Source organism: Streptomyces sp. Inha503, from assembly GCF_047215865.1.
Classification (GTDB): Bacteria; Actinomycetota; Actinomycetes; order Streptomycetales; family Streptomycetaceae; genus Streptomyces; species Streptomyces lycopersici.
In genome coordinates, this window is the sequence record NZ_CP178360.1 from 11,201,986 (window position 1) to 11,221,813 (window position 19,828).

The 19,828-nt window shown below is 69.2% G+C and carries 14 protein-coding genes and 2 pseudogenes; 9 read left to right on the plus strand and 7 right to left on the minus strand.

What is annotated here, in order from left to right; genetic code table 11:
* Positions 1 to 166: 166 nt before the first annotated feature.
* Positions 167 to 2,419 (minus strand): heavy metal translocating P-type ATPase, encoded by a 2,253-nt coding sequence (locus ACJX2R_RS46350; protein WP_413105024.1) that lies wholly within the window; start codon positions 2,417 to 2,419, stop codon positions 167 to 169.
* Positions 2,420 to 2,484: 65 nt separating this feature from the next.
* The gene (locus ACJX2R_RS46355; protein ID WP_413105025.1) at positions 2,485 to 2,775 is read right to left on the minus strand and encodes a heavy-metal-associated domain-containing protein; all 291 of its coding nucleotides are present in this window, start codon (positions 2,773 to 2,775) and stop codon (positions 2,485 to 2,487) included.
* A gap of 179 nt (positions 2,776 to 2,954) precedes the next feature.
* Here ACJX2R_RS46355 and ACJX2R_RS46360 point away from each other — a divergent pair, with 179 nt between their 5' ends.
* Positions 2,955 to 3,929: a hypothetical protein gene (locus ACJX2R_RS46360; protein WP_413105026.1), complete on the plus strand. Its 975-nt coding sequence runs from the start codon at positions 2,955 to 2,957 to the stop codon at positions 3,927 to 3,929.
* Positions 3,930 to 3,960: 31 nt separating this feature from the next.
* Here ACJX2R_RS46360 and ACJX2R_RS46365 read toward each other — a convergent pair whose 3' ends face one another.
* Positions 3,961 to 5,709 (minus strand): fatty acyl-AMP ligase, encoded by a 1,749-nt coding sequence (locus tag ACJX2R_RS46365; RefSeq protein WP_413105027.1) that lies wholly within the window; start codon positions 5,707 to 5,709, stop codon positions 3,961 to 3,963.
* A gap of 630 nt (positions 5,710 to 6,339) precedes the next feature.
* Between ACJX2R_RS46365 and ACJX2R_RS46370 the strand changes: the two genes are divergently transcribed.
* From ACJX2R_RS46370 to ACJX2R_RS46405, 8 genes and pseudogenes are all read left to right on the plus strand, one after another.
* On the plus strand, positions 6,340 to 6,606 hold the full coding sequence (locus ACJX2R_RS46370) for a MoaD/ThiS family protein (protein ID WP_413105028.1): 267 nt from the start codon (positions 6,340 to 6,342) through the stop codon (positions 6,604 to 6,606).
* Between the two features lie 6 nt (positions 6,607 to 6,612).
* Positions 6,613 to 7,449, plus strand: coding sequence for an acyl-CoA thioesterase (locus ACJX2R_RS46375; RefSeq protein ID WP_413105029.1), 837 nt, complete (start codon positions 6,613 to 6,615; stop codon positions 7,447 to 7,449).
* On the plus strand, positions 7,446 to 9,182 hold the full coding sequence (locus ACJX2R_RS46380; RefSeq protein ID WP_413105030.1) for an acyl-CoA dehydrogenase: 1,737 nt from the start codon (positions 7,446 to 7,448) through the stop codon (positions 9,180 to 9,182). Before ACJX2R_RS46375 ends, ACJX2R_RS46380 begins: the two co-directional genes overlap by 4 nt.
* Before the next feature lie 66 nt (positions 9,183 to 9,248).
* Complete coding sequence (locus ACJX2R_RS46385) at positions 9,249 to 9,482, plus strand: acyl carrier protein (protein ID WP_413106122.1); 234 nt, start codon at positions 9,249 to 9,251, stop codon at positions 9,480 to 9,482.
* Positions 9,479 to 11,869: an acyl-CoA dehydrogenase family protein gene (locus ACJX2R_RS46390; RefSeq protein ID WP_413105031.1), complete on the plus strand. Its 2,391-nt coding sequence runs from the start codon at positions 9,479 to 9,481 to the stop codon at positions 11,867 to 11,869. The genes ACJX2R_RS46385 and ACJX2R_RS46390 overlap by 4 nt, the downstream gene beginning before the upstream one ends.
* Positions 11,870 to 11,899: 30 nt before the next feature.
* Positions 11,900 to 13,432 carry an MFS transporter gene (locus ACJX2R_RS46395; RefSeq protein ID WP_413105032.1) on the plus strand — a complete coding sequence of 511 codons (1,533 nt, stop codon included), beginning with the start codon at positions 11,900 to 11,902 and terminating at the stop codon, positions 13,430 to 13,432.
* A 423-nt stretch (positions 13,433 to 13,855) separates the two neighbouring features.
* Positions 13,856 to 14,629: pseudogene (locus tag ACJX2R_RS46400) on the plus strand (pyridoxal-phosphate dependent enzyme); the annotation flags it as partial.
* A pseudogene (locus ACJX2R_RS46405) lies at positions 14,526 to 15,415 on the plus strand (MFS transporter); the annotation flags it as partial. The pseudogenes ACJX2R_RS46400 and ACJX2R_RS46405, both read left to right, overlap by 104 nt.
* Before the next feature lie 43 nt (positions 15,416 to 15,458).
* On the opposite strand, the gene ACJX2R_RS46410 reads toward ACJX2R_RS46405, so the two are convergent.
* From ACJX2R_RS46410 to ACJX2R_RS46425, 4 genes are all read right to left on the minus strand, one after another.
* Positions 15,459 to 16,193, minus strand: coding sequence for a YqjF family protein (locus ACJX2R_RS46410; protein ID WP_413105033.1), 735 nt, complete (start codon positions 16,191 to 16,193; stop codon positions 15,459 to 15,461).
* Positions 16,194 to 16,228: 35 nt separating this feature from the next.
* Positions 16,229 to 17,404 carry a CaiB/BaiF CoA transferase family protein gene (locus tag ACJX2R_RS46415; protein ID WP_413105034.1) on the minus strand — a complete coding sequence of 392 codons (1,176 nt, stop codon included), beginning with the start codon at positions 17,402 to 17,404 and terminating at the stop codon, positions 16,229 to 16,231.
* A 77-nt stretch (positions 17,405 to 17,481) separates the two neighbouring features.
* Positions 17,482 to 18,450, minus strand: coding sequence for an acetylxylan esterase (locus tag ACJX2R_RS46420; RefSeq protein ID WP_413105035.1), 969 nt, complete (start codon positions 18,448 to 18,450; stop codon positions 17,482 to 17,484).
* Positions 18,451 to 18,605: 155 nt separating this feature from the next.
* The gene (locus ACJX2R_RS46425) at positions 18,606 to 19,649 is read right to left on the minus strand and encodes a LacI family DNA-binding transcriptional regulator (protein WP_413105036.1); all 1,044 of its coding nucleotides are present in this window, start codon (positions 19,647 to 19,649) and stop codon (positions 18,606 to 18,608) included.
* Positions 19,650 to 19,828: the final 179 nt, after the last annotated feature.

A 19,828-nucleotide genomic window follows, 5' to 3' on the forward strand; every position in this document is an offset into this window, starting at 1 on the left:
CAGTGGCGAGGGTCCATAAAAAGCTCAACTCCGTTTGCCACCCCCGTGGTTGAACAGACTTAACAGTCTTGCAATGGCTCTGCAAACGGGTCAATGACTCTTCGCGGCATCTTCACGACCACCACCACCGCGTGGTCCTCGATACCGGAGGTGCCAAGCCGCTGACTCAGGACTGGGCGGAGAAACGCCGCAGCCGGAGCGAGTTGCCGACCACGGAGACCGACGAGAAGGCCATCGCGGCGCCCGCGATCATCGGGTTCAGCAGGCCCGCCGCGGCCAGCGGCAGGGCGGTCACGTTGTAGAGGAACGCCCAGAAGAGGTTCGAGTGGATCGTTCCCAGAGTCTTGCGTGAGAGACGGATGGCATCCGACGCCGTTCGCAGATCACCTCGAACGAGGGTGAGGTCGCTCGCCTCGATGGCCGCGTCCGTCCCTGTCCCCATTGCCAGACCAAGGTCGGCCCGGGCGAGCGCGGCCGCGTCGTTGATGCCGTCACCGACCATGGCGACACTGTGGCCCTCCTCCTGTAGACGCTTGACCACATCCGCCTTGTCCTCGGGCATCACCTCGGCGATCACCTCGTCGATCCCAACCTCCGCCGCGATGGTGGCGGCCACCGCCTTGTTGTCGCCCGTGAGCAGGATCGGGGTGAGGCCGAGGGCGCGCAGCCGGCTGATGGCTTCGGGACTGGTCTCCTTGATCGCGTCTGCGACCTCCAGCACCGCCCGTGCCGCGCCGTCCCAGGCCACCACGATCGCGGTCCGCCCCGCGGCCTCCGCCTCCGTTTTGGCCCGTTCCATATCGGCCGGCAGGGGGATCTCCCACTCGTCCAGCAGCCTTTGGCGGCCCACGAGCACCGCATGACCCTCGACGACCCCTTGAATGCCCAGACCGGCGACATTGGTGAAGTCCTCGGGGACCGGGAGCGCGCCGACCTTCCGCGTCGCGCCCTCGGCGACGGCGCGGGCGATCGGATGCTCGGAGGCGTTCTCCAAAGCGCCCGCCAGGCGGAGGACTTCGGCTTCGTCCTCCTCGGTCCGCACCGCGACCAGGCTCATCCGACCAGTGGTGACGGTGCCGGTCTTGTCCAGTACGACGGTGTCGACCTTGCGGGCGGTTTCCAGGGCCTCGGGTCCCTTGATGAGGATGCCCACCTGGGCGCCGCGGCCGGTGCCCACCATGAGGGCTGTCGGGGTGGCAAGGCCCAGGGCGCACGGGCAGGCGATGATCAGCACGGCGACAGCGGCCGTGAACGCTGCCGTCAGACCGGCCCCGTTGCCGAGCCAGAAGCCGAATGTGCCCATCGCGAGGGCGATCACGATGGGGACGAAGACGGCCGAGATCCGGTCGGCGAGCCGCTGTGCCGCGGCCTTTCCGTTCTGCGCGTCCTCCACCAGTTTCGCCATCCGGGCCAGCTGGGTGTCGGCACCGACCCGGGTGGCCTCGACGACGAGCCGTCCGCTGGTGTTCAGGGTGGCGCCGGCGACGCCGTCCCCGACGACGACCTCCACCGGTATGGACTCCCCGGTGAGCATCGAGGCGTCGACGGCCGACGAGCCCTCGACCACCGTCCCGTCGGTGGCGATCTTTTCCCCGGGACGCACCAGGAAGCGGTCACCGGTGTGCAGGTCGGCGATGGGGATCGTGGACTCTGCCCCGTCGCGCAGGACCGTGACCTCCTTGGCCCCGAGTTCGAGCAGGGCCTTGAGCGCCGCACCCGCCATCCGCTTGGAGCGCGCCTCGAAGTAACGTCCTGCCAGGATGAAGGCGGTGACGCCGGCGGCGGCCTCCAGATAGATGTTGCCCGCGCCGTCGCTGCGGGCGATCGTCAGCTCGAAGGCGTGCGTCATGCCGGGGGTGCCCGCGGTACCGAAGAACAGCGCCCACAGCGACCACAGGAACGCGGCCGAAGTCCCCACCGAGATCAGGGTGTCCATCGTTGCCGCACCGTGCCGGGCATTCGTCCAGGCCGCGCGGTGGAAGGGCCAGGCCGCGTACGTGACCACAGGGGCGGCCAGGGTCAGGGACAGCCACTGCCAGTACTCGAACTGCAACGCGGGAACCATGGCCATCGCGATCACCGGCACCGCGAGGACCACGGTGGTCACCAGCCGCTGACGCAGGGGCCGCAGCTCGTCGGTCTCCTCCTCCGCCGCCCCCGCTTCCCCGGCGGCGGGCTCGGTGCGCCGCGGGGCGGGCTGTTCGGCGGTGTAGCCGGTCGCCTCCACCGTGGCGATCAGATCCCTGACGGACACGCTTTCGCCGTGGTAGCTGACCTTCGCCTTTTCGGTCGCGTAGTTGACGGTCGCCTCGACCCCGTCCATGCGGTTGAGCCGCTTCTCGATCCGCGCTGCGCACGAGGCGCAGGTCATGCCACCGATGGCGAGTTCGACCTCGCTGGTTTCGGTGAGATTCGTCATCACTGCTCCTCAAGAGGGAAGCTGGGCCCGCACGGGGGTGCGGGCCCAGCGGCGTGGAGAGGGGATCAGGCGGCGCGGCCGGTGAGCTTGTAGCCCGCCTCATCGACGGCCTTCGCGAACGCGGCGTCGTCGGGCTCCCCGCTGGTGGTGACGGCGACACGGCCGGCATCGACATCGACCTCGACGCCCAGCACGCCGCCGATCTCGCTGACGGCCTTGGTGACGGAAGACTTGCAGTGGCCACAGGTCATGCCCGTCACCGTGTAGACCGTCGAGACGCTGTCGGCCGCCGCGGTCGCCGTGCTCTGTGTGGCACCGGTCGAGCAGCTTCCGTCGGGCGTGCAGCAGTCGGACATGCTTCCTCCTGGGAGAATCACGGACTTAACGATATCGATACCCCTTGGGGGTATCCATATCTCCGACTGTATACCCCCTACCCGTATCCTCGGCAAGTGGGCCACCGCATCTTGCTTATACCCCGGCGGGGTATAAGCTCCGTCTGTGGCAGACGCCGGATGACGCCCGAGGAGACCCCATGAACACCCCTTTGGAAATCACTGCCTTCGCTGTCGCGCTCGCCGCCACCTTCGGGGCCGCCTACGGGGTGGGCGATGTGGTTGTTCCGATCGGCGCCTCGGTCGACCCCGCGGCCCATGCGGGACACGAAGACGGCAACGCCTCGAACAGGGAAGGCGAGCCGGGCGAACACACCCGGAGCGGCCACAACACACCACCGGGCGGTTTGCAGATCGTGGAGAACGGCTACCGCCTGGACCTGGAGACCCCGCGCATCCCCGTGGCGAAGAAGTCCGAACTCCGCTTCACCATCCGTGACGGCGCGGGCCGGAAGACCACCGCCTTCAAGCGCGAGCACGGCAAGGAACTCCATCTGATCCTTGCCTCCCGGGACCTGGGTGCCTACCGGCACCTGCACCCCACCCGGTCACCGGACGGCACCTGGAGCACCAAGGCCGACCTCCCCGCAGCCGGCGCTTACCGGCTGTTCGCCGACTTCACCCCCGCCGCCAAGGGTGCCGGAAATCTGACCCTGGGCACGGACCTCGCCGTCTCCGGCTCCTATCGCCCGGCCCCGCTGCCCGCACCCGCGAAGGTCACCAGGGTCGACGGCTACACCGTCACCCTCGACGGCCGACTGCGCCCCGGGGTCGCGAGCGAGCTCAAGCTGAAGGTCACCCGGAACGGACGCCCCGTCACCGACCTCGACCCCTACCTCGGCGCCTACGGCCACCTGGTGGCTCTGCGCTCCGGAGACCTCGCCTACCTGCACACGCATCCCAACGGCGCCCCCGGCGACGGCGGGACCAAGCCGGGCCCCACCATCTCCTTCACCGCCACCGCGCCCAGCGCGGGCACCTACCGGCTCTTCCTCGACTTCCAGCACCAGGGAAAGGTCCGCACGGCAAGCTTCACCGCCGACGCCGACCGCGGCGCGCAAGGACCGGCCGGGAGCCGGACTCCCGACGGCCCCGAAGGCGATCACCAGCACTGATCCCGCGCCCAAGACGCCATCGCGGAGCGGACTACGAGGCCGCTTCCCACCGGGCGAGTTCCTCGAACTCACCGGCCAGGTAGCAGCGGCGCGCCATCCAGCGCTGCACCTTTCCGCTCGAGGTCTTGTGGATCGTCCGGGGTGGAATCAGCACCACCGCATATGGGGGAACGCTGCATCCCATGGAAACCGTCCGGCGGATGTCGTCGATGATGTCCTGATGAGGCCTGTCGCTGCCGGGATCCACCTCGTAGACCAAAACGAGACGTTCCGTTGATTTCTCCGCGTCTTCGATCGAGAACGCGGTACCGCAGTTACGGCGGATTCCCGGAACCGAGTTCTCACAGAGCAGTTCGATGTCGACAGGATGGTAATTCCGTCCGTTGATCACGATCAGGTCCTTCATGCGGCCCACCACGAACAGTTCGCCATCCCGCAAGAAGCCGAGGTCGCCGGTGCGCAGGAAGGGGCCTTCCCCCGTCGCGGTCTTTTCCCCGAACGTCGTGGCGGACTCCGTGGGCCTGCGCCAGTAACCCTCCGCGACACTGGGAGAGGCAACCCAGATCTCTCCCACCTTGTCGCTGTCCAAAGGCTCACGGGAGTCGGGATCGACGATCAGCAGCCGAGTGTCGGGACCAGGCCGCCCGCAACTCACCAGTTGCCTCGACGGCTCGGACGCGGCTGTCGGACGAGCGATGCCGTCGGCGTCGAGGGACTCACTCGAGACCCGCACCGAGCGCCAGCCCTCCAACGGCGCACCGCCGGTCACGAACAGTGTCGCCTCGGCAAGCCCGTAGCACGGATAGAAAGACTCGGCCCGGAAACCGCACGCGCCGAATCGCTCGGCGAAGCGCGACATGGTCCGCGCCCGCACCGGCTCGGCTCCGGTAAAGGTGACCTCGACGCTGGACAGGTCCAGCCCTTTGACATTCTCGTCCGTCGCACGCCGCAGACACAGCTCGTACGCGAAGTTCGGCCCGCCAGTGATCGTCGCCCGATACCGCGAGACCATGCGCAGCCAGGACAGCGGTCGGCGAAGGAACGTCACCGGTGAGGTCAGGGTGGCGGGGATGCCGGAGAACAGCGGGGTGAGGATGCCGCCGATCAGCCCCATGTCATGGTACGGAGGCAGCCACAGGGCGCCCGAACTATCAGCGTGGATGCCGAAACCACGCCCGATGTCCCGGCAGTTGTCCATCAGCTGGGCATGAGTCAGCACAACGCCACGCGGCAGCGATGTCGAACCCGAGGTGTACTGGAGCAGCGCCGGCAACCCCCGCGGAGCCGCCGGCGCGATCCCCGCGCCCTCGCTTTCGAGCTCGTTCGTCGCGATCACCCGGGGGGCGCGCCCCAACGCGGTGTCCAGCCACTGCTCGATGAGGGGCTTGATGTCCGTCGTGGTGAGAACAATGGCGGAGCCGGTGTCCTCGATGATTGCCGCGAGCCGCGGCAGCGTGCGGGAAAGACGCGTCGGATCCGGAGGGAAGGCCGGGACCGCGGGAACTCCCGCGTAGAAGCAGCCGAACAGGCCGGTCAGATAGTCCAGGCCGGGCGCGAACAGCAGCAGCGCCGGATCATCCCGTCCTTCGGCGTTCCCGAGGAGCCCGGCCGCCACCGTCCGCGCACGCGTATCGAGCTCGGCATACGTGACTTCTTCGACCGACTCGTCATCGGCGACGAACCGGAAACCGACCACATCAGGTGACCGTGTTGCCCGCTCATGCAGAGCGTGCGCGAAAGTCCTGGGTGCGCGCACACCGCTCAAGCCTGTACTCGTCATGGATGTTCCCCCGCGGTTCTCGGCTTCGGGCAGAAGGTTGTCGACCAGCCACCAGCGCTCGACCTCGAATGATCAGAAGATCGCGAGAAGAATCGGATCTACTCCGGCAGGTTCCGTTTTATCCGTCGGCCGGCGGTCGGTTTTTGAGTCTTCACCCGTCGCCGAGATCCGGAGTGTGTAAAGAGGAACGAGCCGAACGCCGTCGAGGAAACCCCATGGGGGTAGCCCGTGTCAATGGGGATCGACGCGCGCGGCACGTCGGTTCTGGGCGCGCGCAATTGTCCTTCTCGGTCTCTGAGACGCACACGTAAGCGTCACATGCGGAATATACGAAGCGCTTGCTTCGGGTAGGGGGGAGGGGTATAGGTTGCCTAAATCTGACTCCGGTAGTCACTCCTACCGCATCTACGGGGAGCTTGGGTTCCTCCGGCTGCTGTCACGGCGCCGGTATGACGTCGGAGCGGGTGGACGCGGTCGGCGTCGAGCCCGCGGTCCTGCCTACTTCGGGCAGAGCGCGAGCAAGGCGCCGATGACTCACTCCCGCTCTCCTTGCCGGAACAAGCGTCGACCGGACTGCTCGGCAACGTGGCACGAGACCAACCACCACCCAGGCGAAGAAAGGTCCAGGCAATGATCGTCAAGGTCAGAGGCGTCCTGCTCCGTTTCACCAACTACGAGAATGAGATCGACATCGGCGGCGCCACCGTGCGCGATGGCCTGACAGCTCTCACCGAGCGCTACCCCGGCCTCGCCGAGGTGCTCCTGGACCGCGAGGGAAGCATCCGCCCGACCCACCTCATCGCTCTCAACGGCGAACAGCTCTCCCCGGGCGAGCTGGACCGGGAAGCCACCGAGGACGACCGGGTGGACATCGTCACCGCGGTGTCTGGGGGCTAGGCATCGATGCCGCGCACTTCCACCTACGAGGTCGTACTCGACGCCGGCATGTTCGCTCCCACCCAGCTTCAGATCACCGCCGTCGGAAGGCTCGGATTCCAGGCCGGTACCCGCTGGGTGCGCGATCACGTGTGCAGTCACCGCAGGCTTGTGTCGGAGCACCGGGTCGGATTCGTCCTGTGGGCATGGCAACTGGAGTACGAGAAGCCGTTGCGGTTCAGCGACGCCGACGCTGTCACCATCGACGTCGCCGCCCGGGTACGCGGACCGCGCTCCTCCCAGCTGGAGTTCGAGACGACGCTCTCCGGCCCCGCGGGAGTGGCGGTGCGTACGCGCGCCGCGTCGGTCCCGCTGCGGCTCAGCGGCGACTCGGCGCTCTCCGGCACACTGGCCACACTCCCCGATTCGCTCGTCGCCGCCTTCCACGACGACGAGGTCGAGCACACGCCGTACCGGTCCCAAGTGCGTGCCCTGCGGGCAGGGTACGAACGGGACGGTGAACTACTGGCGTCGAACACCGAGGACCTGCCGACCTTCCGCATCCACCGCCACCACTGCGAGGTGGCCGATCAGTGGTACTGGGCCGAGTCCCTCGGCTTCGCCGGCGGAGCACGGGAAGAGTTCGTCCGGCGGCACGGCGTGAACATCCCGGAGCTGCGCGACGCCTTGTCCGACGGGATCCGCCGGATCGACGCGACATGGCTGCGGACCGGCCAGCTGTGGGATCTGCTCCAGGTCCGCACCACCGTCTACCGCCACTGTGAGGGCATCGCATTCGTCCATGCACTGGAGCCCGTGGATGAGGACGACAGGCCATACGCGATCATCGTGGAGCGCACATGACCAACGGGGAAATGCCGGCTCCGTCCAACCTGTCCACGTTCGAAGTGGCGGCAGCGTTCGAACAGGCACTGGGCTGCCCATTCGATCCCAGCACCGGCATGTCGCTGGCCGGCGGAGTACGCGCGGACGAGCTCGAAGCGGAGTCCACCGCGGCCTATGAAGCGGCCTGGGCGGCGGGCCTGCACAAACACATCGTGCCCGTCTCCGAAGGCGGTCGGCTCGTCTCGTTCGAGTCGATGCTGGGCGTGGTGCGGGCAGCCGCACGCCGGGACCTGGCCGTCACGATTGGATTCGGATCGACACTGCTCGCCGCGATGCCGATATGGGTGTGGGGCGGCAAGGAACAGCGGAGCAGGGTCGCCGAGCTCATACTGGCACGCGCCTGGGGCACCGCCGCCATCAGCGAGAAGGCGGCTGGAAGCGATCTGCTGGCCACCGGCACCCGCGCCACCGCGGTCACCGACGGGTATGTGCTGGACGGGGAGAAGTGGCTGATCGGCAACGGCCGGCGGTCCTCTTTCGCCACCGTGCTCGCGGCGTCCGAGCCGTCCTTCGGGTTGTTTCTGGTCGACTTCACCGCAGTCGATGACGACGCGGTGAAGCGACTGCCGAAGGTACCCACCCATGGGCTGCGCGGACATGACATGAGCGGATTCCTCCTCAATGGCTGCCGGGTCGGTGCCGACGCCGTTCTCGGCAGACCGGGACGCGGCGTCGAAATGGTCACCGGAATGCTCCAGTTCACCCGGACCATGGTCGGTGGGACCAGTCTGGGTGCCGCTGATACCGCGCTGCGGATCGCGCTGCGCCACGCACGGACGCGCGTACTGTACGGAAGTCCGGCGCTTGAGATCGCGCCCGTCCGCTCGCTGCTGGCCCGTGCCTTCGCCGACGTACTGGTCGCGGAGTGCACCGAGTTGGCCGCCGCCCGCGCGCTCGACATGGCACGGCAGCGGATGCCGCTGTGGTCCGCGGTGGCCAAGTACGTGGTCCCGGCCTTCTGTGTGGATGCGGTGAACAACTGCGGTGAGGTGCTGAGCGCACGCGCCTATCTGCGGGAGGGCATCGCGCACGGCGCCTTCCAGAAGCTGGCGCGCGACATCGCGATCACCCCGGTATTCGAGGGCACGCAGCTGGTGCAGCTGGACACCATTCGTGCCCAACTGGCCAACGCGGTACGACGATCCGGGACCCGCGGAGCACATCCCGAGCTGTCTCTGGCAATGCTGTTCGGCTTCGGCGAGCAGCCCATGGCACCGCCCGCGCCTCGCGACCAGCGCCCGTCGATCACCTACGGCGGCGTCGATGAGGTGACCGGCCTTCTTGACGACGCGGCCGAGGCACTGCACGACGACCCGGAAATCGCCTCGCTCGCACGCCTGCTGTGCACGGCCCGCGACCGGACCCGAGAGACCTTCCGCAGAGTTGGCATGCGACGGACGGGCGAGGCGTATGACGCGGCCCGCCGGCACTGCCTGGTACACGCGGGTGCCTGCTGTCTGCACACCTGGACACAACGCCGGCACGCCCTCGGTGGCCTGGCCACCGACCGAGCCTGGCTCTCGGTGGCCCTGCGCCGTGTCCTGGCGCGGCTCGGCTCGCCCGTCGAGCCCGACTGGGAAGCGGAAGACCAGCTGCTGCGACGACTCGCAGATCTCGACGACGACGACCAGGCGTTCTCTCTCATCCCGCTGCGCCTCGCGGCGCAGCACCGAGAGTCGACGCCGGCCTGAACCCAGGAGGACGCCATCACCACCGCAAACGGCAGCACCGAGCCCGTCGGCGGTCGGCTTTCATCGCTGATCGCGGAACTGCTCGGCACGGATGAGCAGCAGATCCCCTTCGACCGGCCGCTGGGCGAACTCGGTATGGACTCGCTGACCGCGGCTCAGCTCTCCGCGGAGATCGAGGAGCGCTTCGGCGCACTGATCTCAATCGAGCGTTTCCTCGGCGAGGAGACACTCGGGGAACTGGTACACCAGCTGGAGAGCGACGCCGCCGCGGCCAGTGCCGCGCAGGAGGCCGGAGCATGACGGCACGAACACAGCAGGCCGCCGCGGCGCACGCCTTCGGCCAGGACCACCGCACGCTGGAAGCGGAGATCGAGCGGATCCGGAATGAGGCCCGGCGCCGCTTCGGAGGCTTCGTACTGGAGACGGTCAACCCGGGCGCGTACTTCCGCGAGCGTGACTGGCGTCTGGTCGACAACCACCTCATCTCGCGGGCGGCCGAGATCGGGCTGCTCCAGTTCTCCCTGCCGGCCGACGTCGGTGGCGCGGGGCGGGGCAAGTTCGAGTGGGGCGTCGTGGTCGAGGAACTCGCCCGGCTCTCGCTCAACCCCGGCTTCTCCGTGCTCATCGACACCACCGTCGAGATCACCGAGGTGCTTCTGTCCAGCGACGGACGGGAGCTCATCGAACGCTATGTCCCGGACCTCGTCGCGGGCCGGCGCTTCATCGCGCTGGGCGCCTACGAGAGCAAAGACCCCTACGACTACGAGTCCACCGCACGGCTCAAGGGCGAGGAGTGGGTGTTGAACGGCACCAAACACTTCGTCACCGGCGGTCTGGGCGCCGACCTTTTCGTCATGTTCGTGCGTGACGAGGCTTCCAACGACACGCTCGCGTTCGTGGTCGAGAAGGACGACCCCGGCGTCGCGGTCATGCCCCTGGAAACCATGGGGCTGCGCACCATGGGCCTCGCCCAGGTGGTTCTGCACGACGTACGCCTGCCCCGGTGGCGGCAGGTGTGGCACGCCGACGCGCTCAGCAAGTTCAACACTTACGCGCGCGGCCGCCGGATCATGAGCGCGTGCGGTATCACCGGCGCGCTGCAAGGCGTGATCGAAAACTGTGTCGAGGCGCTGTCCTCGCGCAGGCGAAGCGGGCGCCGCGTACTCGACTACCCGAACGTCGAACGCTCCATCGGCGAGATGCGCATGCTGCTCGAGGCATCCCGCGCAACCGTCCACCGCGCGCTGGACGGCACCCGCTCACCGGACCGGGACGCGTTCTTCGACGAGTTCGCCACCGTCGCCAAGCACCACGCTGCCGAGAGCGCACTGCGCATCGGCCAACTGGTGATGAACTTGCAGGGCGGCGAGGGCTACATCAGCACGTTCCCGTGGGAGCGCTTCATGCGCAATGTGTTGGGGATGATCGGTGGTCAGGGCTCCCAGGAACTGCTGCTCATGCAGCTGGGCCAGCGCACCATCGTTGGTCTGGAGGGTAGGCGCGCACGCGAGGATGCCGCCGAGCTCGCCGTCGCCAAGCTGGCGGACTCCTGGTGGGCCCTGCACGCGGCCGAAGCCGTGGGTCAGGGTTCTGCCGGAGAGTTCGCCGAGGCTGCGCGGTCGGTGGTGTCGGCAGCCGGGTTCGGGTCCACCGACATGGATCCGGGCCGGCACAGTGAGCTGGTCGCGTTTCTCGACCGCGCTCACGCCCTGGCCGGGGCCGTCCAGTCCGGACAGGCACCTGACGTGCTGCCGCGGGGGCCGGAGGGACTGTTCCACGGACGCCTCGAGGGCTTGGCCCGGGAGGCGTGGGACTGGCTCGTGTTCGCTGTCGCTCAGGAAACAGGTCTGCTCGCCCGGTTGCTGCGGCCGTGCACGGTGAGGGAGGCGGCCGCGGACCTGCCCGAGGACTTCACCCGCGACCTCCTCCAACTCTTGGGCGGTGCCTCACTCGTCCACATGGACACCCATGGTCGCTACACCATTGACCCGCGCCTGGAACAGGCACTCATCGGCGGCCCTCGCACCTCGGCGTTGGCCGCGCGGCTGCGTCGCGCGCTCACCCGAACCGCGCAACTGCGTACGGGCAAGCAGGCCGCGGGGCGGGAGCTGATGGCCGGATGCGGTGATGAGTCGCCAGCGCTCACCGAAGTCCTGGTCAACTCCTTGCTCGGAAGGCTGGAAGGACTGGCAGGTCTGCTGGTCACTCCCGGCGCACGGGTGGGATGCGCCGCGGGCGACGGTGGCCGGTCCGCGGCCGCACTGGCGCGGAGCATACCCTTCGCATCGATACTCGCGTTGGAGCCGGGGCGGATGGCCCCGAACGCGAACGGCGACGTCCAGGTGCAGACCCGAGCCCGCGACCTCGATGGTTTCGAGGAGGACGACAGACTCGCCCTCGCGTGGCTGCCGACCGCCGGGCTGCCGTCCGCCGATCTGCGACGGGTAGTCACCGCTTGCGCGGCGGCATTGGTACCCGGTGGCTGGATCGTCCTGCCCAGCCCACTTCCACCGAAGCGCCCACTCGGCGCAGCGGTGGCCCGGCTCGAACGCGAACTCACCGTCGGGACGGAGCCGACACGGGCAGGCGTCGAAGCCTTGCTGAAGGAGGCTGGGCTGGGGCTCGTCAGAACGGTGTGGGAGGACGCCGTGCTCGGCATCCGCCTCACCACGGCGCGGCGGCCGTAGCCCATGAATCCAGCGATTGAGGGGCCTCGCATGTCCGCGGAACGAGCGCCATCGCCCACGAGGTGGTGGACACTCGGGATCGTCGCGCTCGGCACATTCATGCTGATGCTCGACCTCAGCGTGGTGGCTGTCGCACTTCCTGAAATCCACGAGTCACTGCACAGCAGCTTCGCCGACCTGCAATGGGTCTTCGACGCGTACGCTCTCACGCTGGCGATCTTCCTGGTGGCCGCGGGCTCACTCGCCGATCGCCACGGTCGGAAGAAGGTCTTCCAAGTGGGCTTCGCGGTCTTCACCATCGCCTCATTGGCCTGTGGCCTCGCCGGTGGCGCCACCGCCCTGAGCGCGTTCCGGGCAATCCAGGGCGTCGGCGCCGCCATCATGTTCGCCGTAGGCCCCGCCATGCTGAACCACGAGTTCCATGGCAAAGAACGAGCCACCGCCTTCACCGTCTTCGGCGCCGCCGTCGGCCTCGCTGTCGCCACCGGACCCCTCATCGGCGGCTCCCTGACCAGTTCCCTGTCCTGGCGCTGGATCTTCTACTTCAACGTTCCCATCGGGGCCATCGCCATCCTCATCGGCATGCTCCGCGTCCGTGAGTCGATGAACCGCCGCGCCCACCCCACCGACTGGCTCGGCCTGGTCACCTTCAGCATCGCCCTCGGCGCCCTGGTCTTCGCCACCATCCGCGCCCCCGAAGAAGGCTGGACCAGCGCCTTCACCCTCGCTCTCTACGCCGTGAGCATCGTCTTTCTCGCTCTGTTCCTGGCCATTGAACACCGCATGGGCGAACGCGCCATGCTCGACCTCGCGTTCTTCCGCAACCCCACCTTCGTCGGTATCTCCCTCGTTGCCATGATCGGTAATGCCGGAGCCCTGCCCTCGGTCTTCTTCGAAACCAGTTACCTACAGAACATGCTCGGTATGGACGCCTGGGAAGCCGGGCTGCGCTTCCTGCCCCTGACCATCGCCATGTTCGTCACCGGCGCCATCGGCGGCAGCCTCATCGGCAGAGTGCCCTTCCGCTTCCTCCTCGGCAGCGCCCCCGCCGTCATGGGCGCAGGCCTGCTCTTCCTCAACCTGACCGAAGCCGACTCCGCCTGGACCGTCCTCATCCCCGCGTTCGTGATCGCCGGTTTCGGCATGGGCATCTTCAATCCCGCCCGCGCCGCCGTCGCCGTCGGGGTCGCCGAACCCGCCAAATCCGGCGTCGCCTCGGGCATCAACGAAACCTTCCAGCAAGTCGGCATCGCCGTCGGCATCGCAGGTGTCGGCGCCTTCTTCCAAAACCGCGTCGCCGACCGCTTCACCAACTCCGAAGTCGGCAAACGACTCGGCCACGACGAAGCCGACGGGGTCGCCCAAGCCATCAGCTCCGGCTCTCCCGAAACGGTGGCCCAAAGCGGTGGCGCCATGCGCGACCAGATGCTGAGCGCCGGACGGGACGCCTACATGGATGCCTTCCACAGCGCCATGAATCTCTGCGCCGTCCTCGGCTTCATCGCCGCCGTCGTCGGCTTCCTCGTGATCCGCACCAAGGATCTCCACCACAGCACAATCTGACGGCTGGAGTGGCATCCCGGAACGGGCAGTGGTCGGTGTGTACCGGAGTTGTACTCACCACGGCGCTCGTCGCCCTGCTGCACTTGTTCGGGTGCCCCCATGGACCCATCGCGGCAGGGATCCTGAGCGCGGACTCGGTGCCGGTGGCGCTGGCGGCCCCGGAGTGTGGGGTAACCGCTCCTGGCGCGTCACCACAGGTCGGAGTGGCACTCCCAGGCGTACCGCACAGCGGAATAGGAGAGGACGGGCGGAGCCGCGCCGCCCTGGGTATCTGGCGGAACTGATCAGGACGCCTCAATCCGCACGTCCTGACCACTCCGTACGAAACGGCCGCGCTCCCTCTGGGACGGCCGTGGGAGAGCGGCGCCATGAATCTCTTCGACCTGCCTTCGGGCTCCTTCTCTCCTGCCCAGTTGCTGGGCACTGATGGTCGGCTTGCTCGCCGCGTACGGGGCCGAGATCCACGTCGTCGACCGCCCGCATGCGTCAGGCGGTTGGCAGCGGGCGAGGCGTGAGCGCGTAGCGGAACTGCTGGCCACGCACCCGGACGCCTGGTGCCCGGACCAGTACCACAACCCCGACAACGTGGCCGCCTACAAGCCGCTGGCCTATGAACTGGCCGCCCAGCTCGGGCGGATCGACACCCTGGTCGTCAGCGTGGGCACCGGCGGGCACTCCGCCGGGATCGCCTCGGTGCTCCGCGGCTTCTTCCCCGCGCTCAGGGTCGTCGGGGTGGACGCCACCGGCTCGACGATCTTCGGGCAGCCCGCCGCGCCCCGCCTGATGCGCGGCCTGGGCAGCAGTATCTACCCCCGCAATGTCGGCTACGCCTTCTTCGACGAGGTGCACTGGGTCGCGGCGCCGGAGGCGGTGTGGGCGGCTCGCACGCTGGCCCGCTGCCGGTACGCCACCGGCGGCTGGAGCGTCGGGGCGATCGCCCTGGTGGCACGCCGGCTGGCCGGGACACTTCCGGTCGAGGACCGGATCGTCGCGGTCTTCCCCGACGGACCGCAGCGCTACATCGGCACCGTCTTCGACGACACGTACTGCCGCGAGCACCGCCTCTTCGGCTGCCGCCCCGCTGACGCGCCGGATGAGATCGACCACCCGGCCGAACGCACCGATGGCCAACCAGTTCGCCATCAACCTCGTCTTCTACATGCTCATGCCCTATCTCGCCGCCCACCTGACCGGTGACCTGGGCCTCGCGGCCTGGGCGGCGGGACTCGTACTGGGCGTGCGCAATCTCTCCCAGCAGGGCATGTTCCTGCTCGGCGGCACCATCGCCGATCGCTATGGCTACAAGGCCCCGATCATGGCCGGCTGCCTGCTGCGCACCGCCGGATTCGCTCTGCTGGGATGGGCCGACGCACTGCCGGCCCTGGTTGTCGCGTCGGCGGCCACGGGCTTCGCCGGCGCGCTGTTCAACATCTGCTGGTCGCCGACTTCCGTACGGTATGCACCGTGGCCGCGGCCATCTTCGGGGCGCTGACCGTGTCGCAGTGGCGCGCCCTGCCCACGCGCCGTGGCGACGCCGGGGCGGTCGGCGGGACGGACGGGGTAGTGGCGCGGTGGCGCACGGTCCTGGCCAATCGGCCGTTCCTGCTGTTCTCCACGGCAATGATCGGCTCGTACGTCCTGACCTTCCAGGCCTACCTCGCCCTGCCCCTGGCCGCCGACCACGCTCTCGGTTCCAACGGCACCAAGGCCACCAGCGGACTGTTCGTCGTCTCGGCGGCGGTGGCCGTCGTCGGACAGCTGCGGCTGACCCGCTGGGTGATGCGCAACTGGCGCCCGGACCAAGCCCTGGTGCGCGGATTGGCGGTGATGGGGCTGAGCTTTCCGCCGTTGGCGGTCGTGCCAGCGGGTATGACCACGATCGTGCTGACAGCGCTGGTGGCGGCCGTCGTATTGCTCGCGCTGGGAAGCGCGGTGGTCTATCCGTTCGAGATGGACACTGTCGTCTCCCTGTCGGGCGACCGGCCTGACCGCCCCGGCGCCGAAACCCGTGGCAGTCTGAGCCGCATCATGCGCGTTGCGGGGTCCCGAAGCGTACGGCGACCCCGGGGGAGTAGAGCACGCTCACCGGCGGGCCCGTCATGGGCGGCAGGCCCGCGGTGGCGATCAGGCCGTCGTCGAGATCGAGCAGCTCGGCCCGGTGCAGTGGCCACGGTGCGTGGTCGTTGGGCAGGTGCACCGTGCGGCCGTGCCAGGAGACGTGCAGACCCCACCGGGCGGTCAGGAACCGCTCCAGTGGTGTCGGCTCGGCGATGGCCCCGCCTATCCTCACCACGGCCCGGCTTGTGCGACCCCGGTCCGCCGGGCGCCGCCGCAGTCCGCAGCTGTAGGTGATCACGTCGCTCTCGCGGCGCAGCCGCATCGTGGACCAGCGATAGGGCAGCCGGACGGTGAGCCGGCCCACCAGTACGGGGAGCAGCCGGGCCGCGTCCAGGGACCGGAACACCACACCGCGCCGGCCCTGCCCGTCCACCGAGTACAGCCGCACGTTCGTCTCGCAGAACGTGCCCAGATACGGCAGGCCCGGCCCCGGCCCGAAGCCCACACCGCGCATCAGGAACGGGACCAGCCCGACATAGGTGACACCGTCGAGGGTGTCGGGGCGCGTACCGGCGGGCAGCAGCGGGGCCACGTGTTCCGGCTCCACCGCCCAGTGCAGGAAGGTGAGTTCGTCCCAGCGCTGGACCAGCGTCGGCCGTCGCACGGGCCGTGGCGTGGACAGGGTGATCGGCTCGATCTCCATGACCAGCGTCCTAGCACAGCAGGCCGGGCCGCCCGTCAGGCGGGTCCCGGATTCCCGGGGCGGGAGACCGGCCCGGAGAACTCGGCGCGCACCGCCTCCGTGTGCTCGCCGAGCCCCGGCACAGGCCGCATCGGCGCCCTGCGGCCCGCCACCTCCACCGGTGGCAGCAGACCGCGCAGCGGCCCCACCGGGGAGCCGAACTCGCCCCAGCGGTCGCGGGCGTCGAACTGGGGGTGGGTGGCGAACTCCGCGAGGTCGCGCAGCCGGGCGTTGGCGATACCGGCCCCGTCCAGCAGCGCGATCAGCCCCTCGGCGGTGTGGTCCGCGAAGCACGCCTCCAGCTCGGCCGTCAGCTCCTCGTCATGGGTGCGGCGCAGTGGATTGTCCGCGAAGCGCGGATCGCGGATCAGCTCCGGGCGGCGCAGCACCCGCTCGCACAGGGCCACCCATTCACGGTCGCTCTGCACACTCAGGAACACCTGACCGCCGTCCCCGCAGCGGTAGGCGCCGTACGGCGAGATGGACGGGTGGCGGGCGCCACTGCGGACGACTCCGGTGCCGCCGTACGCCTGGGCGAAGAAGGGGTGGCCCATCCACTCACCCAGCGCGTCGAGCAGGCTCACGCTCAGATCGGTCCCCGCGCCGGTGCGCTCCCGCTCGTACAGCGCGGTGAGGATGCCGGTGTAGGCGTACATCCCGCCCGCGATATCGGCGATCGAGATCCCGGGGCGGGCCGGTGCCTCCGGGCTGCCGGTGATCGACAGCAGCCCCGCCTCGCACTGGATCAGCAGGTCGTACGCCTTCTTCTCGCGGTACGGGCCGCTGTCCCCGTATCCGGAGATCGCGCAGGTGATCAGGCGGGGGTGGGCGGCCCGCAGCGTCTGTGCCCCCAGGCCCAGCCGGTCCACGGCGCCGGGCGCAAGATTGTGCACGAAGACATCGGCACGGGCGAGCATCGCCTCGAGCAGCGCCCGGTCGGTGGCGTCCTTGACGTCGAGGACGACGCTCTCCTTACCGCGGTTGATCCAGACGAAGTAGGCCGACGCGCCCTTGACCTCGCGGTCGTATTCGCGGGCGAAGTCCCCGCGCCCCGGCCGCTCCACCTTGATGACCCTGGCCCCCAGATCGGCGAGCTGACGGGTGGCGAACGGGGCGGCGACGGCCTGCTCCAGGGCGACGACGGTGATGCCTTCCAGGGGCTGTGCGGGCACGGGCGGCTCCTTCGGTGCGGGTAGCCCCTGTCTACCCCGTGCCGGGCGGCGACCGAACGCCGCCCGGCACGTCCGGCTCAGCCCAGCAGCTTCCGCAGATAGGCGATCTGCTCGGCCTGCTGATGGGTGCCGCCGCCCTCGTGGCCGTTGAAGGACCACACCTTGAGGTCCTTCGTCCCGGCGTAGTGGTGATAGGCGGCGAAGCCGCAGGAGGTCGGGGTGGTCTCATCGCGCAGGGCGGTCGAGAACAGCGCCGGCGCGTTGGCGCGGACCGCGAAGTTGAGCCCGTCGAAGTGGTCGAGCGTGGCGAACACCCGCTCGGCCAGCTCGCGCTGTGTGGCGCAGAACCGCGCCAGTTCACCATAGGGTTCCGCGTCGGTGATCTCGACCGCTCGCCGGATGTGGGTCATGAACGGCACGTCCACCAGCGCCGCCGTCAGATCCGGCACCAGCCCGGCCGCCGCCAGGGCCAGCGCACCGCCCTGACTGCCCCCGCTGACCACGATCCGCGCGGGGTCCACCAGCGGATGCTCACGGGCGGCCTCCACCGCCCGCACCGCGTCCGTGTACAGCCGGCGGTAGTAGTAGTCGTCCGGGGAGAGGACGCCATGGGTCATCTTGCCCGGTGTCTCGGGTCCGGTGCCACCGACCGGATCGGGGGTGACGCCGGGGGAGTGCTGGATCCAGCCCTGGCCCCGGCTGTCCATCACGAAGACCGCGTAGCCCACCGACGGCCACAGCAGCCAGTTGTGCGGCAGCCCCCGGCCGCCGCTGTAGCCGAGGTACTGCACCACGCACGGCAGCGGGCCGGCCACGTCCCGCGGGGCGAGCAGCCAGCCGCGTATCCGGTGCCCGCCGAACCCCGAGAACTCCACGTCGTAGGTGTGTACTCGGGTCAGTCCGGTGTCCTCCTCGGTGAACACCGCGTTCAGCTCGCGGGTGCGGGCCTCGGCGAGCGTCCGCTTCCAGAAGGCGTCGAAGCCGTCCGGCTCGGGCAGCGGGGGCCGGTAGGTGCGCAGCTGCTCCAGGGGCAGGTCGATGAACACGGTGGGCGGACCTCCGTAGCGATCGGTGCGGTGAAGGGGTTTGCGGTCAGGGTCGATTGAGGAGTCGGGTCAGGAGTGGTGGAGGGGACGGGGGCGATGGGTGGGACGGGGGATACGGGCTCGTCCGGTCATCCGTGCAGTGTTCGACTCCTCGGTCATAAGCGAGCACGGAGTGGCGGAGCGGTACTTGACCGGACCATGAGCCGGGTGGACAGCTCGGTCCGGATGGCCTCCGGCACCTCGCCGGTCATCAGCCGCAGCAGCGTGCGCAGTGCCGCCGCCGCCATCTCCGACAGCGGCTGGCGGACCGTCGTCAGCGCGGGCGTGATCCAGCGGGCCTGCGGCAGATCGTCGAAGCCCACGACGCTGATGTCCCGCGGCACCCTCAGCCCCCGTCCCCTGACCGCCTGATACGCCCCCGGCACCATCTGATCGGAGCACACGAAGACGGCCGTGGGGGGCTCGGGCAGATCCAGCAGCTCACCCATCCGGTGGCGCGCCCCGGCCTCGCTGATCTCGCCGTAGCGCACATACGCGGACGGCACCGGTAACCCGGCCGCCGCCATCGCCGAACGGTATCCGGCGACCCGGCCGCCGTCGCGCACCGCCCGCCCCAGGCCGCCGAGCACCGCGATCCGGCGGTGCCCAAGACCGATGAGGTGCTCGGTCGCGGCCATCCCGCCCTGCCAGTTGGCGGCCGCCACGGACGGCACCCCGGGCGGCGGGTCGTTCGCGGGATCGATCAGCACAAACGGGATCCGCCGCTCGTCGAGCCAGGAGTACTGGGCGGGGGCGAGCTCGATGAGGTGGAACAGCACACCCGAGCTGCCCCGGGTGTGCAGCTTCTCCGGCCAGCCGCACTCGAGCCGGCCGCCCCGGCTTCGGGTGGCCGCGGCCGAGACCACCACCTCGAGGCCCGCCTCGTGCGCGGCCTCGGCCGCGCCGTGCAGCACCGCCCCCGACCGGGCGCTGTCGAGCGAGTGCACCACCAGGTCGACGATGGCGGTCGGCTTGGGCGCCTCGCCGCGCGGTTTGCGGATGTACCCCAGGCGGTCCAGGACCTCGGTGACCCGGCGGCGGGTCTCGGGGGCCACGTCCTCCCGGCCGTTGACCACCTTCGACGCGGTCGGTACGGACACACCCGCCTCACGGGCGACGACCGCCAGCGTGGGGCCCGTCGATCCCGAGGAACGAGCCATTGAGACTCCCTTCCCTAACCGCCCACGTGGAACCCCTGACCGGGCAGTAACCGGTTACCAACCCTAAGGCCGCCTCAAGGCGCCGGGAAGACCCCGGTCCTCGAGGTGGGAGGCCCGCGACTCCTTGTCGCCGCCGCCCGCGATAAGGTTGCCCGCTTTTCGTGTGGTCCGGGGAGCCG

Excerpts from the sequence above, each read along its gene's own strand:
- ACJX2R_RS46350 (WP_413105024.1), bottom strand. The coding sequence starts at position 2,419 with ATGACGAATCTCACCGAAACCAGCGAGGTCGAACTCGCCATCGGTGGC.
- ACJX2R_RS46355 (WP_413105025.1), bottom strand. The coding sequence starts at position 2,775 with ATGTCCGACTGCTGCACGCCCGACGGAAGCTGCTCGACCGGTGCCACA.
- ACJX2R_RS46360 (WP_413105026.1), top strand. The coding sequence starts at position 2,955 with ATGAACACCCCTTTGGAAATCACTGCCTTCGCTGTCGCGCTCGCCGCC.
- ACJX2R_RS46365 (WP_413105027.1), bottom strand. The coding sequence starts at position 5,709 with ATGACGAGTACAGGCTTGAGCGGTGTGCGCGCACCCAGGACTTTCGCG.
- ACJX2R_RS46370 (WP_413105028.1), top strand. The coding sequence starts at position 6,340 with ATGATCGTCAAGGTCAGAGGCGTCCTGCTCCGTTTCACCAACTACGAG.
- ACJX2R_RS46375 (WP_413105029.1), top strand. The coding sequence starts at position 6,613 with ATGCCGCGCACTTCCACCTACGAGGTCGTACTCGACGCCGGCATGTTC.
- ACJX2R_RS46380 (WP_413105030.1), top strand. The coding sequence starts at position 7,446 with ATGACCAACGGGGAAATGCCGGCTCCGTCCAACCTGTCCACGTTCGAA.
- ACJX2R_RS46390 (WP_413105031.1), top strand. The coding sequence starts at position 9,479 with ATGACGGCACGAACACAGCAGGCCGCCGCGGCGCACGCCTTCGGCCAG.
- ACJX2R_RS46395 (WP_413105032.1), top strand. The coding sequence starts at position 11,900 with ATGTCCGCGGAACGAGCGCCATCGCCCACGAGGTGGTGGACACTCGGG.
- ACJX2R_RS46410 (WP_413105033.1), bottom strand. The coding sequence starts at position 16,193 with ATGGAGATCGAGCCGATCACCCTGTCCACGCCACGGCCCGTGCGACGG.
- ACJX2R_RS46425 (WP_413105036.1), bottom strand. The coding sequence starts at position 19,649 with ATGGCTCGTTCCTCGGGATCGACGGGCCCCACGCTGGCGGTCGTCGCC.